23 protein-coding genes and 1 tRNA gene are annotated in these 18,751 nt (G+C 48.1%); 12 read left to right on the top strand and 12 right to left on the bottom strand.

The annotated features are described in order from the left end of the window. Position 1: 1 nt before the first annotated feature. Genes C504_RS0114720 through C504_RS0114705 form a run of 4 tightly spaced genes read left to right on the top strand, consistent with a single transcriptional unit; the run spans position 2 to position 3,717 of the window. On the top strand, positions 2-703 hold the full coding sequence (locus C504_RS0114720; protein WP_156815969.1) for a class II aldolase/adducin family protein: 702 nt from the start codon (positions 2-4) through the stop codon (positions 701-703). After that, positions 703-2,157, top strand: coding sequence for a 2-hydroxymuconic semialdehyde dehydrogenase (locus C504_RS0114715; RefSeq protein WP_018690130.1), 1,455 nt, complete (start codon positions 703-705; stop codon positions 2,155-2,157). Before C504_RS0114720 ends, C504_RS0114715 begins: the two co-directional genes overlap by 1 nt. A gap of 10 nt (positions 2,158-2,167) precedes the next feature. Beyond that, positions 2,168-2,950: an FAA hydrolase family protein gene (locus C504_RS0114710; RefSeq protein ID WP_018690129.1), complete on the top strand. Its 783-nt coding sequence runs from the start codon at positions 2,168-2,170 to the stop codon at positions 2,948-2,950. Further along, complete coding sequence (locus C504_RS0114705) at positions 2,950-3,717, top strand: HpcH/HpaI aldolase family protein (protein ID WP_018690128.1); 768 nt, start codon at positions 2,950-2,952, stop codon at positions 3,715-3,717. The genes C504_RS0114710 and C504_RS0114705 overlap by 1 nt, the downstream gene beginning before the upstream one ends. 106 nt (positions 3,718-3,823) lie before the next feature. On the opposite strand, the gene C504_RS18885 is transcribed toward C504_RS0114705, so the two are convergent. From C504_RS18885 to C504_RS0114685, 5 genes are all read right to left on the bottom strand, one after another. Then, entirely contained in the window at positions 3,824-4,024 is a 201-nt protein-coding gene (locus C504_RS18885) for a hypothetical protein (RefSeq protein ID WP_018690127.1), read from the bottom strand. Between the two features lie 2 nt (positions 4,025-4,026). Next, positions 4,027-4,143: an NAD(P)H-dependent oxidoreductase gene (locus C504_RS18880; protein ID WP_211097982.1), complete on the bottom strand. Its 117-nt coding sequence runs from the start codon at positions 4,141-4,143 to the stop codon at positions 4,027-4,029. A 4-nt stretch (positions 4,144-4,147) separates the two neighbouring features. Continuing rightward, positions 4,148-4,348, bottom strand: a complete 201-nt coding sequence (locus C504_RS18875; protein ID WP_018690126.1) for an NADPH-dependent FMN reductase family protein — start codon at positions 4,346-4,348, stop codon at positions 4,148-4,150. Positions 4,349-4,538: 190 nt separating this feature from the next. After that, complete coding sequence (locus C504_RS0114690) at positions 4,539-5,369, bottom strand: DUF6236 family protein (protein ID WP_018690125.1); 831 nt, start codon at positions 5,367-5,369, stop codon at positions 4,539-4,541. A gap of 467 nt (positions 5,370-5,836) precedes the next feature. Continuing rightward, positions 5,837-5,913 (bottom strand) — tRNA-Met (locus C504_RS0114685). Positions 5,914-6,089: 176 nt separating this feature from the next. Here C504_RS0114685 and C504_RS0114680 point away from each other — a divergent pair. Both C504_RS0114680 and C504_RS0114675 read left to right on the top strand, forming a co-directional pair. Then, positions 6,090-7,043 carry a Gfo/Idh/MocA family protein gene (locus C504_RS0114680; RefSeq protein WP_018690124.1) on the top strand — a complete coding sequence of 318 codons (954 nt, stop codon included), beginning with the start codon at positions 6,090-6,092 and terminating at the stop codon, positions 7,041-7,043. Positions 7,044-7,170: 127 nt separating this feature from the next. Next, on the top strand, positions 7,171-8,316 hold the full coding sequence (locus C504_RS0114675) for a DegT/DnrJ/EryC1/StrS family aminotransferase (RefSeq protein ID WP_018690123.1): 1,146 nt from the start codon (positions 7,171-7,173) through the stop codon (positions 8,314-8,316). Positions 8,317-8,321: 5 nt separating this feature from the next. On the opposite strand, the gene mnmA is transcribed toward C504_RS0114675, so the two are convergent. Together mnmA and C504_RS0114665 are read right to left on the bottom strand one after the other, a co-directional pair. After that, positions 8,322-9,515, bottom strand: a complete 1,194-nt coding sequence (gene mnmA / locus C504_RS0114670) for a tRNA 2-thiouridine(34) synthase MnmA (protein ID WP_018690122.1) — start codon at positions 9,513-9,515, stop codon at positions 8,322-8,324. Positions 9,516-9,573: 58 nt separating this feature from the next. After that, positions 9,574-10,062: a MarR family winged helix-turn-helix transcriptional regulator gene (locus tag C504_RS0114665; RefSeq protein ID WP_018690121.1), complete on the bottom strand. Its 489-nt coding sequence runs from the start codon at positions 10,060-10,062 to the stop codon at positions 9,574-9,576. A gap of 82 nt (positions 10,063-10,144) precedes the next feature. On the opposite strand from C504_RS0114665, the gene C504_RS0114660 reads away from it, so the two are divergent. The 3 genes from C504_RS0114660 (at position 10,145) to sciP (ending at position 12,323) form a co-directional block, all read left to right on the top strand. After that, positions 10,145-11,026 carry a DMT family transporter gene (locus C504_RS0114660; RefSeq protein WP_018690120.1) on the top strand — a complete coding sequence of 294 codons (882 nt, stop codon included), beginning with the start codon at positions 10,145-10,147 and terminating at the stop codon, positions 11,024-11,026. Positions 11,027-11,137: 111 nt separating this feature from the next. Further along, positions 11,138-11,863 carry a sterol desaturase family protein gene (locus C504_RS0114655; RefSeq protein WP_018690119.1) on the top strand — a complete coding sequence of 242 codons (726 nt, stop codon included), beginning with the start codon at positions 11,138-11,140 and terminating at the stop codon, positions 11,861-11,863. A gap of 184 nt (positions 11,864-12,047) precedes the next feature. After that, the gene (gene sciP / locus C504_RS0114650) at positions 12,048-12,323 is read left to right on the top strand and encodes a CtrA inhibitor SciP (RefSeq protein WP_018690118.1); all 276 of its coding nucleotides are present in this window, start codon (positions 12,048-12,050) and stop codon (positions 12,321-12,323) included. 40 nt (positions 12,324-12,363) lie between these two features. Here sciP and C504_RS18020 read toward each other — a convergent pair whose 3' ends face one another. Together C504_RS18020 and C504_RS0114640 are read right to left on the bottom strand one after the other, a co-directional pair. Next, positions 12,364-12,861, bottom strand: coding sequence for a paraquat-inducible protein A (locus C504_RS18020; RefSeq protein WP_018690117.1), 498 nt, complete (start codon positions 12,859-12,861; stop codon positions 12,364-12,366). Positions 12,862-12,984: 123 nt separating this feature from the next. Then, positions 12,985-13,374 (bottom strand): flagellar export protein FliJ, encoded by a 390-nt coding sequence (locus C504_RS0114640; RefSeq protein WP_026317540.1) that lies wholly within the window; start codon positions 13,372-13,374, stop codon positions 12,985-12,987. 427 nt (positions 13,375-13,801) lie between these two features. Between C504_RS0114640 and ctrA the strand changes: the two genes are divergently transcribed. Further along, entirely contained in the window at positions 13,802-14,503 is a 702-nt protein-coding gene (ctrA, locus tag C504_RS0114635; RefSeq protein WP_018690115.1) for a response regulator transcription factor CtrA, read from the top strand. A 79-nt stretch (positions 14,504-14,582) separates the two neighbouring features. Here the strand turns inward: ctrA and C504_RS0114630 are convergent, their stop codons facing one another. Continuing rightward, positions 14,583-14,939, bottom strand: a complete 357-nt coding sequence (locus tag C504_RS0114630; protein WP_018690114.1) for a response regulator — start codon at positions 14,937-14,939, stop codon at positions 14,583-14,585. A gap of 134 nt (positions 14,940-15,073) precedes the next feature. Next, positions 15,074-15,700, bottom strand: a complete 627-nt coding sequence (gene chpT, locus C504_RS0114625; protein WP_018690113.1) for a histidine phosphotransferase ChpT — start codon at positions 15,698-15,700, stop codon at positions 15,074-15,076. Positions 15,701-15,960: 260 nt separating this feature from the next. Between chpT and C504_RS0114620 the strand changes: the two genes are divergently transcribed. Both C504_RS0114620 and C504_RS0114615 read left to right on the top strand, forming a co-directional pair. After that, positions 15,961-16,560, top strand: coding sequence for a DUF1134 domain-containing protein (locus tag C504_RS0114620; RefSeq protein WP_018690112.1), 600 nt, complete (start codon positions 15,961-15,963; stop codon positions 16,558-16,560). Positions 16,561-16,681: 121 nt separating this feature from the next. Further along, positions 16,682-17,905, top strand: a complete 1,224-nt coding sequence (locus tag C504_RS0114615; protein WP_018690111.1) for a coiled-coil domain-containing protein — start codon at positions 16,682-16,684, stop codon at positions 17,903-17,905. 10 nt (positions 17,906-17,915) lie between these two features. Here the strand turns inward: C504_RS0114615 and C504_RS0114610 are convergent, their stop codons facing one another. Then, positions 17,916-18,749: an isocitrate lyase/PEP mutase family protein gene (locus C504_RS0114610; protein ID WP_018690110.1), complete on the bottom strand. Its 834-nt coding sequence runs from the start codon at positions 18,747-18,749 to the stop codon at positions 17,916-17,918. Between the last annotated feature and the right edge of the window lie 2 nt (positions 18,750-18,751).

Below are 18,751 nucleotides of genomic sequence, written 5' to 3'. Positions count from 1 at the left end.
GGTGGAAGATATTGCTCGCACAGTAAGAATAGCTGCCCGCGCCCTTGGCCGTGCAAAGCTGGTTCACGCATATGGTCATTGTTCTGCTCGGTTAAATAACGAGAGCTTTCTCGTTTGCCCGTCTGTGCCAATGGAGCATGTGCAAGTTGGTCAAACATGCCCGCAAGTGCTGGTCATGGGACCGCTGCCTGATGGGGTTTTGGGAGAGGTAAGATTGCATCAGCAAATCTATGCGCGGCGTCCTGATGCGGGCGGTGTTGTTCGCTTCATGGGGCCGCACATGATGACACTGGCTGCTTTGGCAAAGGTTCCCCAAATTCGTCACGGGTTTGGGACCTATTTTACGCCGAGGGTCGGCTTCTGGGACGACATCCAATTGGTGCGCGATGATGAGCGTGCCAAAGGTGTGATTGATGCGATGGGCGATAGTGCAGGCGTCATTATGCGCGGCAACGGTGCCGTTGTTACCGGTGCGACATTGCCCGAAGCCGTAGGGTTGGCATGGTATCTTGAGGACATGTGCAAGGTCGAACTTGCTGCATTATCCGCAAATTTATGTGACGCCTCAATCGTCACAGCTTCACAAGCTGAAGCCCGCGCCACCCGACAGGGCGGTATTTTTGAACGTATGTGGAACTATTTAACTTACGGCGACCCTGAGTTGCCAAGCTTGGATTGCAAGCCTGAATTAAGGACTGAATAATGCAAAAGATTCTGAATTTTATCGACGGTGAATTTAAAGCCGGAACCGGCGGTGAATTTGCCAATAAATTTCCCACGACTGGTGAAATTTTTGCCGAAGTATCTGCCGCTGGAAAAAGCGATGTAGATGCTGCCGTAGGTGCTGCTCGAAGTGCACTCAAAGGCCCATGGGGCCGGATGAGCGTGCCGGAGCGTGTGTCTCTGCTGCGTAAATTAGCTGATGGAATTAACGCGCGTTTTGATGAGTTTCTGGCTGCTGAAATTCGTGACACCGGCAAGCCGCGTAGCATAGCCAGTCATATTGATATTCCGCGCGGCGCAGCGAACTTTAATGTTTTCGCCGATCAGATATTAACGGCTTCAACTGAGACATTCGAAATGAAAACGCCAGATGGCGGCGACGCGCTTAACTATGCGCTGCGCGGTCCGCGCGGTGTCATTGCCGTCGTGTGCCCTTGGAACTTGCCACTGCTTTTAATGACATGGAAAGTCGCTCCAGCACTCGCATGCGGAAACACGGTTGTTGTTAAGCCTTCTGAGGAAACACCGGCCACCGCCACTTTATTGGGCGAGGTCATGAACGAAGTTGGAATTCCGCGCGGTGTTTACAACGTGGTCCATGGATTTGGCCCTTCCGCCGCAGGCGAATTTCTGACCAGTCATCCCGATGTTGATGGCATCACTTTTACGGGCGAAACCGGAACGGGTGAAGCAATAATGAAGGCGGCTGCCAATGGCGTGCGTCCGGTGAGCCTTGAACTTGGCGGAAAGAATGCCGGTATCATTTTTGATGATGCAGATATCGGCGCGACCCTTGAAGGAATTGGCCGTTCCTGTTTTGCAAATACCGGACAGGTTTGCCTAGGCACGGAACGTCTTTATGTTCAGCGCGATATTTATGACCAAGTGTGCGAAGGGCTTGCCCAAAAAGCGCGCAGCTATCGCATGGGTGATCCTTTCGACCAAGCAACGACGATGGGGACGGTTATTTCTGCCGAGCACCGCGATAAAGTTATTTCTTATTATGACAAAGCGCGTGCATCTGGTGCGCAAATTCTTGCGGGCGGCGGTGTTCCTGACATCAAAGGTTATGAGGGCGGTTATTGGGTTGAGCCAACTGTGTGGACTGGTCTTGATGAAGATCACCCTGTTGTAACCGAAGAAATCTTTGGTCCATGCACGCATATCCGTGCGTTTGATACCGAAGAGGAAGGCATCGCGCTCGCCAATAATTCGCCCTACGGCTTGGCCACAACGATATGGAGTACCAATCTTGGTACAGCACATCGGGTCTCCAAGCAGATTGAAGTTGGCATCACTTGGGTAAATTGCTGGTTCTTACGCGATCTACGCACGCCATTTGGCGGATCAAAAGCCAGCGGTATTGGCCGCGAGGGCGGTGTTCATTCGCTAGAATTCTACTCTGAACTGCGCAACGTTTGCATCAAGCTTTGAAGGAATAAAAATGTTAAGTGAAAAAGACCGCCAGATTTGCGTCGACGGATTATTAGAAAGCCACCGCACGAAAGTGCAAGGGCGACGTCCGTCAGAGATGTTTCCTGACATTGAAATTGCTGACAGCTATGCCATTTCTAGCGCTGTTGCCGCAGCAAAAGAAAAAGAAGGCGTTAAGATCATTGGCCATAAGATCGGCCTGACATCGAAAGCCATGCAGGCTGCATCCAAAATCGACGAGCCTGATTATGGGTATCTTTTTGATGATCTTGTGTTGCAAGACGGCGCCAAAGTGAAGTTCGAAGATTTTTGTGTGCCGCGTGTCGAGCCAGAACTTACATTCATTCTCAAAGAGCCTCTCAAGGGCCCCAATGTTGGGCTTATTGATGTTATGCGTGCGACTGAATGGGTTATCCCGTCGATTGAAATAATTGATGCGCGTGTGACTGAGCCACGAAAAATATTTGATACCGTGGCCGATAATGGAGCAGCAGCTGGTATTGTGCTGGGTGGGCGTCCTGTACGGCCAGAAGAAGTTGATCTACGTTGGGTTGGCGCTGCATTTTATCGTAACAGCCAAATTGAAGAAACTGGCTTGGCTTGCGGTGTGCTTGGCCATCCGGCGATGGCAATTGCGTGGCTGGCTAATAAGCTTGCTCCTTTTGGTACTGTTTTGGAACCAGGACATATGATGTTATCAGGTAGCTTCACGCGCCCTGTTTGGGCAGAGAAGGGCGATACGCTCCATGCCGATTTCGGGCCTTTGGGCTCTGTAGCAGTGCAGTTCGTTTGATGCGCGCGCCCTTGAACGACTTCAAGCGTCGCTTGCTTGCAAACGAGACACTCGACGGTATCTGGATGTCTTTGACAAGTCCCGTTGCATCCGAAGGTTTGAGCCTTATCGGTTATGACTGGCTGTTGTTTGATACTGAACATGCGCCCATAGAAACATCGCAGGTGCAGCCATTATTGCAAGCTGCGTCAGCTGGTGAATCTAACCTCGTTGTACGCCCCGCTTGGAACGACAAGGTTCTCATCAAGCGTGTGCTTGATATTGGCGCGCAGACTGTACTCATTCCCTTCGTGCAGAATGGTGAAGAGGCTGCTGCCGCTGTTGCTGCAACACGCTATCCGCCGCACGGTATTCGCGGTGTTGCTGGGGGCACGCGCGCTAGCCGGTTTGGTTTAGCCACGGATTATTTTGAACAAGCAGATCAACAAATCGCTGTTTTGGTTCAGGTTGAAACGGTCGATGCCTTATCGAAACTTGAAGAGATTGCTTCTGTGCCGGGCGTGAACGGCGTATTTATCGGTCCGTCTGATCTTGCGGCGAGCTTTGGCCATCTTGGTAATCCTGGGCATGAAGAAGTTCAGGCTGCTCTTAAAGACGCAGTGACGCGCTTAAAGGCACTTGGTGTGCCAGCGGGCATACTCGCGACGAACACCAATGACGCTAAGCGCTATCGTGAGTGGGGATATGCATTTGTATCCATAGCCGTTGATTTGGGACTTCTAATGCGTGGTGCGTCTGAGGCGCTAAAGGATATGCGCTCGAAGTAGATATCTACACTTGAACCGGTCTGCTATATGGTCAATGCAGCCCGCTCTCTTGATCTAGACCCATCCGATTGTTTGTGAAGGATTGCGCTCAAAAGCTGCGGTAGGATTAGGCATTGTTGCGTTGTTGTGCAGCCGCTTCGCTCCACCACACAAGTTGATTTAAAGTACGCCCCATATAGCTTCCCCATTTTTCTGTATCGACGCCATTTGCATAAGAGCCGTCTTCAGCAAAGACGTCTTGAGCGTGGGGAATATGGATTATGGCCGATACCGGAAGACAATCGAGTTCACTTAAGTAAGTTCGCATGCTTACAGCTGCTCTGGCACCGCTCCATTGGCCTGCGCAAGGCTCATAGAATGACTATATTCTGGGCTGACCATAACGAAGCAATCAGCATCTTTAATTTTAGTAGAAAGACTTTCCAAAGCTTCAGGTGCGCATCCTGCGCCAAAATGAAAAATGAGGCTTGAAAACTGCAGGCAAGTTCAGATCTAATGGGTCAATAATTTCGACATTTATATCGGTTTTGGCCAATTGCGATGCACAGGCTGCAGCAACGCGAGCACCCAGCCGCGCTGGGTGAGGCGGTTTACTCTCACGAACAGAACCTAGGAAAACAACTGCTTTCATAATTGAACCTTTTGAATGCTAATTAAGCGACTTTGGCAGGATTAGCCGCCGCACTAAATCGTTTAGTTAGAATGAGTTTTTCAATGAGTTAGTATCCGCTTGCATAAGTTTAATGCGGAATGAGAGGGCGGTTACATAACTGAAATGAGTGTCAAAGCAGCTGAAGAGCAGAAGCGTGGTGGGTAATGAGCTATTTCCAGTTTAATTTGCTCTCGACTTCGACGGCGAACGTAAGCGGTGTTTTGCGGTTTTCCGTTCCGAATATCTTTATGCGTGGTAATGCGTTTACTATCACTCCTGCACCAGCTGCGGTGAGCAAGGCGGTGCCGAAAGTTGTCCCTGCTGCCAAAACTCCAGCTCCTGTGATAAGAGCTCCTTGGATATTAAAGCCCAACGTTGTCGTTGCACTTTCAAATGAGATGGAGTTATTTTCACGGGCAGCTTTCATTTGGTCTTCAAGTGCAACCTCGAGCTTTCTAAAAACTGAATGTTCAGCGAGTGGTTTATCTCTCGCGCTGTCTATCTGTAAATACAGTTCGTCAATAAATGACCACATGGCTTCACATTCAGAACTTCGTTTTCGCTTGTACGACAGGATGCGATCAATTGGAGTTTCAAGCGCTGGAACAGGTAGAGATTTTACAAGTTTTACTTGGATGCTACGACCTGAATTGTCTGTCAGTGCATCTGACGTATACGAGCTATCACCTGTGGCAATAGCCCATGCACCGGGATGTTTTTCCTCTTCGTCTGCCCATGATTGCATAACGCTGCGATGTGTCGCCATGCCACCTTCGCCGCTGTTCATTTTGATTATCTTGTTTTCAAGAATTTTGTTTGCACGTAAAATTTCAAAAACAGGTATGCCGCCGCCGATAGAAACAAGATTGTTATCTGGGCTTACAAGCTTGTCCCAATACAAAGTCCAAGCTGATACATTTTGCTCGTTCCAGCCATTCATCTCAATTTTGTTAGCTGCTACACTGACTTTTAACTTCGGTGAAATTACTAGCCCACGCATTTTTATAGCTTTCCCATTAATTTATCTTCCACCGAGTGGCCGGAGCGCGCAAACGCTCATAGCATTGGGCCAAGACAACCCATCAGATGCAGTTTCCAAACATCCTAACCCAGCCTGCTTTCACAAGCAGAGACAGGCTGCCTGATTCTTTGAAAGTGCACTAGCCATGAATGATATGCGCACATAACTCCTGTCCACGCACCTCGTCGCGTCGACCTACATATTGGCGGAGCTTTGAGACGTGGAGTATGCGAAACTATAGCTTAGGGAAGGCGGGGTGCTTATCAATCCCGTCTAAATTAGGCAACGCTAAACCTCATAGCGACCCTTATGCGCAATTTAGTGTGCGGAAGTTGGCAGCTCGACATTTGACGATATCGAAATGTCTAACCTTTTCAGGAAAGCTGTCTAACCAATGTAGGTTGATAATGGTCGATCTTAAAAGCTGAATGATGTCAAGGGTTTAATGGTAGCGGGAGAGGGACTTGAACCCCCGACACGCGGATTATGATTCCGCTGCTCTAACCAGCTGAGCTATCCCGCCACAACAGGCAAACCTGTTACTTGAAGCGAGGCGGATATAGGGGGAAGGTCGCTTGCCTGTCAAGCAAGCAATCGTTGTTTTTCGAACTGATTTGCCAATTGCGTCATATTACGCCCTTGTTTTCTACTTCTTGGCTGATTAGCACAGGCATTAGCCATGATATGAAAGGGTAATCTATGCGTTCTATGCCGAAAATCGCTGTCTTTGGATGCGGATACTGGGGCAAGAATCATGTGCGTACCTTGGCTGAACTGGGCGCGCTTGCGTGTATTGTCGATCAAGACGAAAATTTGGCCAAAGAATTAGCCCAAAAACACGGCGTTGATGTGCGTGATGCGCAAAGTGTTTTTGCTGATCCAGCAATCGACGGCATCACAATGGCTCTTCCCGCTCAATATCATGCAGAAACAGCGCGTCAGGCATTTGCCGCTGGCAAACATGTGTTTGCGGAAAAACCCATTGCGCTCGATGTTCGCGACGCGCAATCCATGGTGGATGCGGCTCAAAGCGCAAACCGCGTTTTAATGGCAGGCCACATTTTGTGCCATCACAATGCGTTTCGCGCGATTGTTTCCTTGATTGAGGATGGGGCGCTTGGCGATGTTAAATATGTGCAAAGCCACCGCTTGGGGTTTGGTAAATTTCATACAAAATTTGATGCTGCATGGGATTTGGCACCGCACGATCTTTCTTTGATTTTATCGATTGCAAAATCTAGTCCGATTAAAGTTGATGCGGTTCCTGTATCGGTGACAGATGGTCAAACGGATAGCGCGCATATTCATTTGGCATTTGAAAACGGCATGAAGGGACATGTGTTCGTATCTCGGCACAGCGCTTATGTTGAGCGTCGTTTCAGCGTGATTGGCACGAAGGCCAGCGTTGTTTGGGATGATCTTGAGCAGGATTGGAATAAAAAAGTCACGCTTTATAAGCACGATGTTGCACGTGAAGGCGATGCTTGGCGCTCTTCAAAAGATGATGGCGAAAACATTGCGTGTGAGGCTGGCATGGCGCTCACCGATGAGCTTGGCCATTTTATTGATTGCATTCAAGAAAATCGCGAACCTTTAACAAATGGACGCCAAGGTCTTGAAGTTGTTAAAATATTAAACACACTTTCGGTTTAATCACTGGCTGTTACATTTGTCTTGAAGGTGTGATCTTGGCACCTATGGATTTCTAAACTGTTCCGCGATACTGCGATTTCGGGGCTAATTTCAATTCGAACCGTTTGTCGGTTCTATCGGGGATAATATGCAGTTTATCGACCTTGCAGCACAGCGCGCACGTCTTGGCGTTGATCTTGAAAACGCAATCATGGATGTCGTTAAAGGCGGTGCTTACATTCTTGGGCCGCAAGTTGCCGAGTTTGAAAAACGCCTTGCTGACTATGTTGGCGTTAATCATGTGATTGGCTGTGCAAGCGGCACCGACGCGCTATTGATCCCGCTTATGGCGTGGGGCATTGGCCGAGGCGATGCTGTGTTTGTGCCAAGCTTTACATTTGCGTCGACGGCTGAGGTTGTTGCGCTTGCCGGTGCTGAGCCTGTGTTTATTGATATCGACCCTCAAACCTATTTGATGGACACGGCGTCTCTTGAAGCCGCTATTCAGATGATTGAAGCAGAAGGCCGCCTAAAGCCGAAGGCGATCATTCCTGTTGATCTATTTGGTGCTGTTGCTGATTACGAAGCCATTGGTGTTATCGCTGCCAAGCATGGCGTACGTGTGATTTCAGATGCTGCACAAGCGCTGGGTGCAACATCAAATGGCGCTTATTGCGGCTCGTTTGGCGATGTGGCGGCAACAAGCTTTTATCCGGCAAAACCGCTTGGCTGTTACGGTGATGGCGGCGCGATCATGACCAATGATGCGATCCATGCCGAGATCATGCGTTCGGTTGCATTCCACGGCAAAGGCCAGAGCCAGTACGACAATGTACGTATCGGCCTGACATCGCGGTTGGACACAATACAGGCTGCTGTTTTGCTCAAGAAAATGGATATTCTTGAAGACGAGATGGAAGCGCGCAATCGTATTGCTGCACGCTATCACAGCGAGCTTAGCGATGTGGTTCAAGCGGCATGTAATGTGGAAGGTCAGCGTTCAGCATGGGCGCAATATGCGATTGAAACCGATGACCGCGATGGGCTTCGCGCGCATTTAAGCGAAAAAGAAATTCCGTCGGTTGTCTATTATGTCAAGCCGCTGCACATGCAGGTTGCCTATTCGAAATATCCGTGGGCACCACAAGGTTTGCCGGCAACGGAAGCCAAGCCATCACGCATTTTGTGTTTGCCGATGCACCCATATCTGACTGAAGAAGATCAAGATTTGGTGATTTCTGAAATCCGCAACTATGTTGGCAAAAACGAGCTTAAGCTCGTTTCAACCAAGTAAGCTGATTATTCAGCTGCAATAGTTTTTGGATTTTCCATCAAGGCAGCAAGCTGAACTTCTACATGTTCCGCGCGGCGGGTTTTATTAATAAAACCGCCGCCTAGAACGCGCGATCCAGCGCCGTGCCCATCATAAAATACGCAAGCCTGACCAGGTGAGACACCTTGTTCGCCGTCAATGACTTCGACAGTAATCATGCCATCTTCATTAAATATACGGGCAGGGCGCGGCGGACGGGTTGAGCGTACACGCACCAACACTTCCGTGCCGCCTTCCGGTATTTCATCGAGTGGCATATCGCCGAGCCAGTTCACATCGCGCAGTTCCAAGACACGTGTTTCCAGCGCTTCCACAGGGCCTACAATAACGCGGCGGGTGCGGGCATCAATTTTAACAACGTAAAGCGGGTCGCCAACCGAAACGCCAAGGCCGCGGCGCTGGCCGATTGTGTAATGCAAAATGCCTTCATGCTGGCCGAGCAGGCGTCCATCAATATGCACAATGTCGCCGGCAAGCGCAGCATTTGGGCGCAGCTTAGTAATGACATCGGCATATTTGCCGTCTGGTACAAAGCAAATGTCCTGACTGTCGGGTTTATCGGCAACGACAAGGCCCATATCAGCAGCGTGGCGGCGCGTTTCGTCTTTGGTCATGTTGCCGAGCGGAAACCGCACATAGTCAACTTGATCTTGCGTCGTGGCAAACAGGAAATAGCTCTGGTCGCGGTCAGCGTCGACAGGGCGGGTTAAAACGCGGCGATTGCCTTTTTCAACCGAGTTAATGTAATGGCCGGTCGCAAGGCAATCTGCGCCCAATTCTTTTGCTGTTTTCAAAAGATCGGCAAATTTCACAGTCTGGTTGCATGAGATGCAAGGCACGGGTGTTTCGCCTGCAATATAGCTGTCGGCAAACACATCGATGACGGCGTCACGAAAACGGCTTTCATAATCGAGCACATAATGCGGAATACCGAGTGTTTCACACACACGGCGCGCATCATCAATGTCTTGGCCAGCACAGCATGATCCGGTGCGGCGTGTTGCTTCGCCATGGTCATAAAGTTGGAGCGTAATGCCGATGACTTCGTAGCCTTCTTTATGCAAAAGGCCCGCCACAACAGACGAATCCACACCACCCGACATGGCAACGACCACGCGGGTATCTTCTGGCTTTTTAGCAATGTCGAGCGAGTTACGCATATCGGCTCCATTTCAAGTGGCCGATATAGTGGTTTTTTGATGCGATTGAAAGGGTGGCCTACACGTTCTCGTTGGCAGATAAATATTTGATGAGCAGCTTGTTGAAAGTTGCTTGCTCTTCATCGGTGAGCGGGGAGACGAGTTTTTCCTGTGTTTCCACATGGGCCGTCACTGTTTTTTCAATAAGTGTTTTTCCTTGCTCTGTTAGCGCGATCAGAACACTACGCTTATCGTTTTGATTTTGAATGCGTTTTACAAGTCCTGCTTGTTCAAGACGGTCAATACGATTGGTCATGGTTCCAGACGTAATCATCATCGTCGCCAGCAAATCATTTGGTGAAAGAGCATGTGGCGGGCCGGTGCGCAAAAGTGTTGCGAGCACATCAAAGCTTGGTCCGTTCATATTATGCTTGGCAAAGGTTTTACCCATTTCAGCTGCCAGCACATGTGACACACGCATTAAACGGCCGATCAATGCCATGGGGCGTGTATTCAGCTCGGGTCGTTGCTTGGCCCATTGGGCGATAATTAAATCAACTTCATCCATGGAAATTAAGTCACATAATAATGTCTTGACGTCAAGATATATTCATTTATCTTGACATCAAGATAAAATAGAGATGCACAAAATGTCCTACGCCCGTGATATTGCTTTAACAGCGTTAGCGCCTGCTATTTGGGGGAGCAGCTATATTGTAGCGACCGAGTTCCTACCGCTCATTGACCCGCTTATTGTTTCGCTTTTACGTGCGTTGCCGGCTGGCATTATTTTGCTGATCATTGTGAAGGAGCTGCCAAAAGGCTGGTGGATTGCCAAAATATTTTTGCTTGGGGCGCTTAATTTTTCTATCTTTTGGACAATGCTATTTATCGCGGCCTATCGATTGCCGGGCGGGGTTGCTGCTGTTGTAGGCTCTTTGCAGCCGTTTATTGTCATCTTCGCAGCACGCTTGATAATTGGGACACCGATAAAGCTATTATCAATTGTCGCGGTCATGGCGGGCATGTTGGGGGTGGCATTGCTTATTTTGACGCCAAAGGCGAGCCTCGATTTATTTGGAATTGGCGCAGCATTGATCGGCTCTGCCTCCATGGCATTGGGCACTGTTATGAGTAAAAAATGGCAGCCACCAGTGCCGCCTTTAACTTTTACGGCATGGCAATTAACTGCCGGTGGTATTTTGCTGCTGCCGACATTGCTTTTAGTCGAAGGGCAGTGGAGTGATTTTTCACTGACCAATTTTGCTGGCATTGCATATTTAGGTTTGATCGGTGCCGCCTTTACATATCTGCTTTGGTTTCGCGGTATTGCCAGGCTCAATCCTTCAAGCGTTGCAATTTTAGGCATTCTAAGTCCGCTGGTTGCAACATTATTGGGATGGTTTATTTTGGGCGAAAGTCTCAGTGCGTTGCAATTGTTTGGTGTTGGCATTGTGCTGGTGAGCGTGATTGCCGGACAATATGCGTTGCGGCCTAATAGAGTTGTGCTCAAGCCTGCCATGTCTAAGTGATGTCTTGATATGCTCACGTAAATTCTCGGCGCTTCATAGTCTCTTGATGTCATGTATTGGAAAAGCTACGTTTTACGCAGACGTAAAGGTAAGTTGCGCTGGGAGGCGTTTATGAGCAGGCTATCACTCATCTTTTCACATAATTCGATTGTTCCCATGATTTGTGCGCTGATAGCCGGAATCATTATTCTTGGTTTGAACGGACCGTGGTGGGCTGTGTTTTTTGTTTTTCTTGGCGTGCCTGCGCAAATGCTCAATGAATATTCATTGCACCGATTTATTTTTCATCTGCCGCCGCCGGAAAAACAGAGCTTATTCAATGTGCTGTATCAGGCGCATTATGGGCACCATGATTTTCCAACCAATAAGAAATTATTTTTCGCACCAATCTGGGTTTCCATTCCGGTGTTAATCATTAACTTCACAGTCGTATGGGCCGTTTTATCGCTCATCGTTCCGCAATATGCTTTGTCTATTGCAGCGTCTATCGTGCTGATTGGCGGGGTTGGCACTTTTCTTTGCTATGAATGGTTTCACATGACGGCGCATTTAACGGTGCGCAAAACATGGGTTGAGCGGCATGTGACGACGCTTCACAATCAGCACCATTTCCGTGATTTTTCAAAATGGTTTCATGTCTCTCCAGGCGGCCAAATCATAGATAAAGCAATGGGTACGGCCATCGATAGAGAAGCGCTTAAAAGGCAGCAGCGGGTTGAGTTTATTCGAACGCTGGGCATGCGGCCCAATGATGAGCGCCTTATCAAAGCCCGTCAGCATTTCAGTTATAAATATGGTTTGAGTGCAGAAGAGATCGAACGCGCCGCTCACATTTAATGCAGGCCTATTGGCGGTTAGCTTTGCTCTGCGCTGCGATTTTCCTGCGTGCGAATATGGAACAGATGTGCAGGAATTGATTCATACATCTTACCAACTCCTTACACTCGAGTTAGCGCTTTTTTAAAACTGTGGCCGTATTGTGGATCATGAATTGAAGGTCGTTAGTTTTGTAGAGAGTAGTATGACCGAACAGATTAGACCACGCGTAAAATATGTCATTGGCCCAGACGGTAGCCCGTTAACGATCAATGATCTTCCACCAGCATCGACGCGTCGCTGGGTAATTCGCCGTAAGGCCGAGGTTGTGGCTGCCGTACGCGGTGGCCTTCTAAGCCTCGATGAGGCTTGCGCCCGTTATACGCTGACTGTCGAGGAGTATCTCTCCTGGCAGGCGTCTATCGAAGAAAATGGATTGGCTGGTTTGCGTACAACGCGTATTCAGCAATACCGTCATTAAAAATTCTTTTCGCCTGTCTTGTTGGGCGAAGTGAAAAGTTTCAAGCGTCGCTTTCGGTTAATGAGGGCGGCGCTTTTGCATCTTGATTCAGCTCGCGCTTTACGATGGATGCCGCAATAGCGCTGGTCAGAGTTGAGGCTGCAAAAAACCAAAGGCCGGGCTGCGAAATTGCTGCGGCTAAACCAGATGTTTTTGCCGCAAAAATTGTGAGCGCCACAAGCAGCACATCCAGCATTGACCATTTTGAAATGATGCCGAGCCAAGTGCCAGCACGGTGCGCGGTGATTTGATTCAAATTTTTAGCTGATAACATACCCGCCAGAGCGAGAAGTTTGGTTGCTGGAAATGCCAGCGATACGCCGCCGACTAAAAGTCCAAGCGCAATATCGCCTGAGGAAAAAAGCCCATTAACAATCGCAACCAGAGAAGGGCGGTCTGTTAAAAAGAAAAGTCGCTCCATTTGCAGAAGCGGCAATGTTGTGCCCAGCGCAAAACAAAAGGCAGCGATCGTGATAAGTAGTCCGGCTAAAATTCGCATATCCAGCAGATAGGGGTGCAAATGATGGCAGGCAAGTTATAAATGCGCAAAATCGTGCAGTGCGAAGATGTCTTCACACTGCACGATTTTGTGTCTGTGTCATCAATGCCTGAACGAAAATGCTCAGCCAATCATGGCGTGTCGATCGTATTTATTCTGTGGTTCTGGCTCAACAGTGCCGCGTGCTTCACGCACTTCCAGCTTTTCAGCCTTTTGAAGCTCTGCTTCTGCTTCCAGTAAAAGCTCTTCGGCAGACTCTTTTTGAGTCTTTAGATCTTTAATGGAATTAAATAGATTGTCTCGGCGTACCCGCGCTGCTTTTGCAAATGTAGGGTATGCGAAGTTTTCGACGTCCGTGACGCCGCTCTTTTTTTCTTCATTTTGTATTTGAAGATCGAGCTCGCCTGCCATCCGTTCGAATTCACTAATCATTGTTTCCAGCTGCATCACTTGGCGATGCTTTTCAGTTACCTGAAATTGCTTGAGACGGATCATATTGTCTCTAGGTTTCATTACGCATTACTCCAAAACCATTTCGGGCTCATTGTCGGCCCGTACACAAACACCAGACATAAAACTTAATAAAAGGTGCAAATTTGCAAAACACGCGAATTTGGTAACTTTTCGTTTACGTCCTGCGTTAATGATACTTCTCAACCTTTAAGGGGGAGTAAACCGATTGGAGAACTTTCACTTAATTGTCGTAATTAAGAGAATTGTTGAGTCATTTGATTCATTTACGCCCGTTTCTTTATAAAAAGATTCAAAATAATTGCGTAAATTATGGTAAATAAATCAATAACTTCATTGATTCACTTAATAAAGTTTGAAGGCTTGCATTACCGGAATATAATTTGTTAACCATTCGGTGGCAGGGTGATTTGCAGAGACGTAGGAGCCACGGTTATGGCCCGAGCGTATGCTGGACAAGGGGAATACAATGCGTGTTTTGCTGATTGAGGATGATAGTGCGATCGCCCAGAGCATCGAACTGATGCTCAAGTCGGAAAGCTTTAATGTTTATACGACGGATTTAGGGGAAGAAGGTGTCGATCTAGGCAAGCTCTATGATTATGACATTATCCTACTCGATTTAAATTTGCCGGATATGTCCGGTTATGAAGTGCTTCGCACTTTGCGTTTGTCGAAAGTTAAAACGCCGATCCTAATTCTATCCGGTATGGCCGGTATTGAAGATAAGGTACGCGGCCTCGGCTTTGGTGCCGATGACTATATGACAAAGCCATTCCATAAGGATGAATTGGTAGCGCGGATCCATGCGATTGTTCGCCGCTCCAAGGGCCACGCCCAATCTGTTATTACAACGGGCGATCTGGTTGTGAATCTGGATGCGAAAACAGTTGAAGTGGGCGGTCAACGCGTACACCTCACTGGTAAAGAATATCAGATGCTTGAGTTGCTTTCATTGCGCAAAGGCACAACGCTCACCAAGGAAATGTTCCTTAACCACCTATATGGCGGTATGGATGAGCCGGAACTGAAAATTATCGACGTGTTTATCTGTAAGCTTCGTAAGAAACTTGATTCTGCATCGGGTGGCGTGGGCTTTATTGAGACCGTATGGGGCCGCGGCTATGTGTTGCGCGACCCTGAAGCAAACGAACTTCAAGAAATCGCTTAATTTTCAAGCAAATTTCTATGAATTAAACCCGCTTAGCTTATGCTGAGCGGGTTTATTTTTGAGAATTGAAAGCTAAAATTTAAGCGGCTTTGCGCATCGTGCGAAATTGGCTCATAAGCTGTTTTCGGTCGAAGGGCTTGAGCAAGAACTCATCTGCACCAGCGCGCTTGGCGCGCATCATGCCAGCAAGGTCAACCTGCGTCATGCAGCAGATTATTTTTGCGTCTTTTTTGCGGTCCAGTGCACGGAGTTGGCGAATAAGGTCTTCGGACTGGCCTTCATTCATGCCTGCATCAACAATAATATAGTCGGGCATTTGTGCAGAAGCCATTGAAATGGCCTCAGCGCTGTTTTTTGCTTCCACAACAACCATATCTTCGCTTGTTAGAATGCGCTTTGCTACTTTACGTATGACGCTTGAAGCGTCCAAAACCATACAAACTTCCATCATCTTACCCTTTACTCAGTCTATCCTTGAGCCATGAATAGCAAAGAGAGCTGAAAAAAAGTAAAAACAGATCGGTAAAATTTTACCGATCTGTGCAGATTCTGATATTTTGGCGTTAAATACTAATTCGCTGAATAGACAACCTTGTCGTCATCCATGTGAATCTTGATTTCCATTCCGGCATCTTTAGCCAAAAGAATGGTATAATAATATTGGACAGAATGGGCATCAATCGCGTCTTCACCCATGCGGCCGTCTATATAATCTTGGAATTTTTGCGGAATGCGTTTCATGCGGCCCATCGCGGTTAGCGTAAAGCTACATTCTTCGCCTTCGACTTGAAGATCGAGATCAAGACTTCCGCCGCGCGGTATAGAGCCGATACCAATCAAAATCATGTTTAAGATCAGTTTCACCTTGTTTTTGGCAAGATATGCGCGTGGGCCGTTCCATGTGAATTCTGGTTTTTCGTTCTTAAGATAATTTTCTGCGACAGCTTGTGCGTCGCCAGTATCGATCTGTACACCGGCAGAGCCGGCTGCACCGAAGGCTATACGAGCAAATTGCAACCGCGCTGAGGCGCTTATTGCACTTTGGCGGATAAGATCCATCGCATCTTCATCAGCGCCGCCATCATCCAGCAGTTCAAGCCCATTATTAATCGCACCAACTGGTGAAATCACATCGTGGCAAACACGGCTGCAAAGGAGGGAAGCAAGATCGGAGGCAGAGAGTTCAACAAGAGCCATAAGAAGTCCATCTTTCAAATCAACATTGTAGATAGGTAGAGAACCTATCGGTACGGTCAGTGTAGAGCAACATTGCCCTGATTCTAGTTTCGATAACCTGTGTCTTGGTTAACTAAAAAGGTGCAATTTTTCCTTAATAAAGTGGAAACTTCATCCGTGTAATTTGAATAATACAAATGATGATGACAAATCGCCATTTTACATATTTTGCCCCGCTTTGCGATTATTGTGCGGGTTCGTTGAGAGTAAGGACAGTAAAGATGCGAAATTTATCCTATACGAAGTCCAATATTCGCCTGATTGCGGCTTTTACAGCGCTTCTTTCCATGGTGATGGTTGCACTATTGCCAAGTAAAGCTGCAGCGCAGACACGCCCTGACACATATGCACTTGGCGAAATGGTCGATGCTGGCCATCGTTTTTTTGGCAGTACGTCTAGTGCTGTTGCACAAACCATTGAGCAAATATTTGCGCGTTATGGCATGCCAAATGGTTATGTTCTTGGCCAAGAAGGAAGCGGCGCATTTATTGGCGGCCTGACTTATGGCGAAGGTACATTGCATACTAAGAATGTCGGTGACCATAATGTTTTCTGGCAAGGGCCATCCATTGGCTTTGATTATGGCGGCGATGGTGCGCGCACAATGATGCTGGTCTATAATTTGGATAGTGTTGATGCATTGCATGGCCGCTATGGCGGTGTTCAGGGCTCTGCTTATCTGATCGCAGGCGTTGGTATGCATGTGCTTAAACGCAATAATATCCTTCTCGTGCCAGTACGCACAGGGGTTGGCGCACGTCTTGGTGTGTCACTTGGTTATCTTAAGCTAACACCAATGCCTACTTGGAACCCGTTCTAAGTTTCTGACTTGGATAGTAACCACTTTAAAGGGTCGCATTTGCGGCCCTTTTTAATGCGGTGTAATATAGAAAAATATGTGCATATATGGCACATGAAGCGCCGATGGTGAGGTTTTCGCGTTGATACAATCTGGTCTGTTTTTTCTACTAGGGTTTTTAGTTGCTGGATTTCTTGCGCTTATCATCGCACCGGCGATATGGCGCCGTGCTGTTTTCTTGACCCGTAAGCGCATTGAAAGTTCCATTCCGCTGACTGCCAATGAGTTGCAGGCCGAAAAAGATAAACTTCGCGCTGAGCACGCTATCGCGCAACGAAAAGTCGAAATAGCGCTTTCCAAGCAGCGGGAAAAATATTCTCAACAGGCCAGCGTTGTTGCCAATCAAAATGAGCAGATCAAAGCGTTCAAAGCCTCTATTGCTGACAAAGATGCAAAATTATCTGAAATGAATGAAGAGGTGTCAAATCTTCGCACTGAATTGTCAGAACGCGAAAATGCTTTGAATGATACGCAATTTGGTCTTTCAGCAACGCAAGCCGAGCTTTCTGCACGCACGGGCGAAATCGAAAGTCTTGCCCGCCTGTATAAAGAGGCAGAAGCGCGCATTGCTTCTTATGAAGAACGTGAAAAGCAAATGGAGCTGCGTGAATCGACATTGATGGCAACGGTTGCTGATCTACGAGACAAACGCCAGAATGATAAAGCGCTTGTCCGTGAAACGCGCAATGATAGCCGTGGAAAAGCAGAGCTACTTAAAAATGAGCGCGCGCGCGCAAAAGAACTAGAAAAGAAATATGAGCGTCTTGTTGCCAAAAACTCTGATCTTGAGACCAAGGTTGCGCGTCGAGAGCGCGAATTAGAGCGGTTACGTGAAAAGAAAATGGGCGAACGTGCTGACACCAATGAGTTAGAAATGCGTCTTGCCGATAGTAACGAAGAGCGTATCGAACTTGAACGCGAGCTGGCAGATTATACTTTGCGGTTTAATCGTCTGTCCAAGCTAACAGGCGATGTTGATCCGGAAGTGGCGCTTGAAAAATTGCAAGCTAAACTCGCACAAATGGAACTTGAGTTAAAATCTAATACCGGCAAATCTTCTGCGCCACATGGTGCGGGGCTAAGCTTGTCGCCAAGTGCTGTTGGCAGTGCCAAGGGTGATGATTTGCTTCGTGATCAACTCAGCCAATTAGCGGCGGAAGTTGTTCATATGACTGCTATTGTCGAAGGCAAAGATTCACGCATCAATGAATTGCTTGATAGTGAAAATCCCAATGAAAATAATGGTGTTGTGAGCCTCGCAGATCGTATTAAGGCGCTGAAAAAAAGCACTAAAGCTGCGGAGTAAGCTTTGGCGCTTATGACGGTGTTGCGCGTTCTAGCATAGCATCAATCGCATCGCCGCTGGCTGCATCACTCAGACCAGAAAAATCACCTTCATTGCACATCATAGCAGTGGCTTGCACAATGTAATGATGGGTCACGCGCGCAAGTGCTGAACCGACCGAGATGCGCCGAACACCGATATTCGCAAAGTCTTGAACATTGTATTGTCTGAATTGCCCTGCTGCTAAAGCGTTGATCGGCGTGTTTACGCTGCGCACAATTTTCGCAAGCGCATCCATTGATGGGGGCAGGGGCGCATAGAGCAGATCTGCGCCTGCTTTTTCAAATGCTCGCAGGCGCTTGATAGCCTCTTCAGTATCATATGTGCCATTCATAATGCCGTCTGCGCGTGCACAAAAGACAAATGGGCGGCCAAGCGCACGCGCTGCATCAACACCAGCCGCGATGCGATCTGCCGCTTCTTCTAGCGTGTAGGTTTTAATCTCGCCGTCGAGATATGTGTCTTCAATTGAGCAGCCCGATAATCCGGCCTCGCCAGCAAGGCGAATTGTTTCAGCAACATCTTCGGGGCTGTGACCAAAGCCATTTTCTAAATCGCCCGATATAGGTAAATTTGTGCTGTGAACCAAATCTTCAGCGTGGGACAATGCTTGATCGCGCGTGATGCTACCCATATCCGGCACGCCCAAAGTAAAGGCCAGCCCTGCGCTTGTTGTCGCCAGCGCTTTTGCGCCATTAGCGGCCATGAGCTTTGCCGAACCGATATCCCATGGGTTTGGGATAACAAAACACCCGCTTTGGTGAAGATCGTGGAAATCTGCGTGGCGCTGCGCAAGTGTTGTCATGG

This window comes from Ahrensia kielensis DSM 5890 (assembly GCF_000374465.1).
Classification (GTDB): Bacteria; Pseudomonadota; Alphaproteobacteria; order Rhizobiales; family Rhizobiaceae; genus Ahrensia; species Ahrensia kielensis.
The sequence above is the reverse complement of the archived record's forward strand: the minus strand, read 5'-3'. Positions and strand labels throughout refer to the sequence as shown.

What these genes read in the sequence shown, in the direction of transcription:
- C504_RS0114660 (WP_018690120.1), top strand. Translation starts at nt 10,145, where the DNA reads ATGTCCTACGCCCGTGATATTGCTTTAACAGCGTTAGCGCCTGCTATT.
- C504_RS0114680 (WP_018690124.1), top strand. Translation starts at nt 6,090, where the DNA reads ATGCGTTCTATGCCGAAAATCGCTGTCTTTGGATGCGGATACTGGGGC.
- ctrA (WP_018690115.1), top strand. Translation starts at nt 13,802, where the DNA reads ATGCGTGTTTTGCTGATTGAGGATGATAGTGCGATCGCCCAGAGCATC.
- sciP (WP_018690118.1), top strand. Translation starts at nt 12,048, where the DNA reads ATGACCGAACAGATTAGACCACGCGTAAAATATGTCATTGGCCCAGAC.
- C504_RS0114665 (WP_018690121.1), bottom strand. Translation starts at nt 10,062, where the DNA reads ATGGATGAAGTTGATTTAATTATCGCCCAATGGGCCAAGCAACGACCC.
- C504_RS0114690 (WP_018690125.1), bottom strand. Translation starts at nt 5,369, where the DNA reads ATGCGTGGGCTAGTAATTTCACCGAAGTTAAAAGTCAGTGTAGCAGCT.
- C504_RS0114705 (WP_018690128.1), top strand. Translation starts at nt 2,950, where the DNA reads ATGCGCGCGCCCTTGAACGACTTCAAGCGTCGCTTGCTTGCAAACGAG.
- C504_RS0114715 (WP_018690130.1), top strand. Translation starts at nt 703, where the DNA reads ATGCAAAAGATTCTGAATTTTATCGACGGTGAATTTAAAGCCGGAACC.
- C504_RS18885 (WP_018690127.1), bottom strand. Translation starts at nt 4,024, where the DNA reads ATGCGAACTTACTTAAGTGAACTCGATTGTCTTCCGGTATCGGCCATA.
- C504_RS0114710 (WP_018690129.1), top strand. Translation starts at nt 2,168, where the DNA reads ATGTTAAGTGAAAAAGACCGCCAGATTTGCGTCGACGGATTATTAGAA.
- chpT (WP_018690113.1), bottom strand. Translation starts at nt 15,700, where the DNA reads ATGGCTCTTGTTGAACTCTCTGCCTCCGATCTTGCTTCCCTCCTTTGC.
- C504_RS0114675 (WP_018690123.1), top strand. Translation starts at nt 7,171, where the DNA reads ATGCAGTTTATCGACCTTGCAGCACAGCGCGCACGTCTTGGCGTTGAT.
- C504_RS0114655 (WP_018690119.1), top strand. Translation starts at nt 11,138, where the DNA reads ATGAGCAGGCTATCACTCATCTTTTCACATAATTCGATTGTTCCCATG.
- mnmA (WP_018690122.1), bottom strand. Translation starts at nt 9,515, where the DNA reads ATGCGTAACTCGCTCGACATTGCTAAAAAGCCAGAAGATACCCGCGTG.
- C504_RS18020 (WP_018690117.1), bottom strand. Translation starts at nt 12,861, where the DNA reads ATGCGAATTTTAGCCGGACTACTTATCACGATCGCTGCCTTTTGTTTT.
- C504_RS0114610 (WP_018690110.1), bottom strand. Translation starts at nt 18,749, where the DNA reads ATGACAACACTTGCGCAGCGCCACGCAGATTTCCACGATCTTCACCAA.
- C504_RS18875 (WP_018690126.1), bottom strand. Translation starts at nt 4,348, where the DNA reads ATGAAAGCAGTTGTTTTCCTAGGTTCTGTTCGTGAGAGTAAACCGCCT.
- C504_RS0114620 (WP_018690112.1), top strand. Translation starts at nt 15,961, where the DNA reads ATGCGAAATTTATCCTATACGAAGTCCAATATTCGCCTGATTGCGGCT.
- C504_RS0114630 (WP_018690114.1), bottom strand. Translation starts at nt 14,939, where the DNA reads ATGGTTTTGGACGCTTCAAGCGTCATACGTAAAGTAGCAAAGCGCATT.
- C504_RS0114640 (WP_026317540.1), bottom strand. Translation starts at nt 13,374, where the DNA reads ATGAAACCTAGAGACAATATGATCCGTCTCAAGCAATTTCAGGTAACT.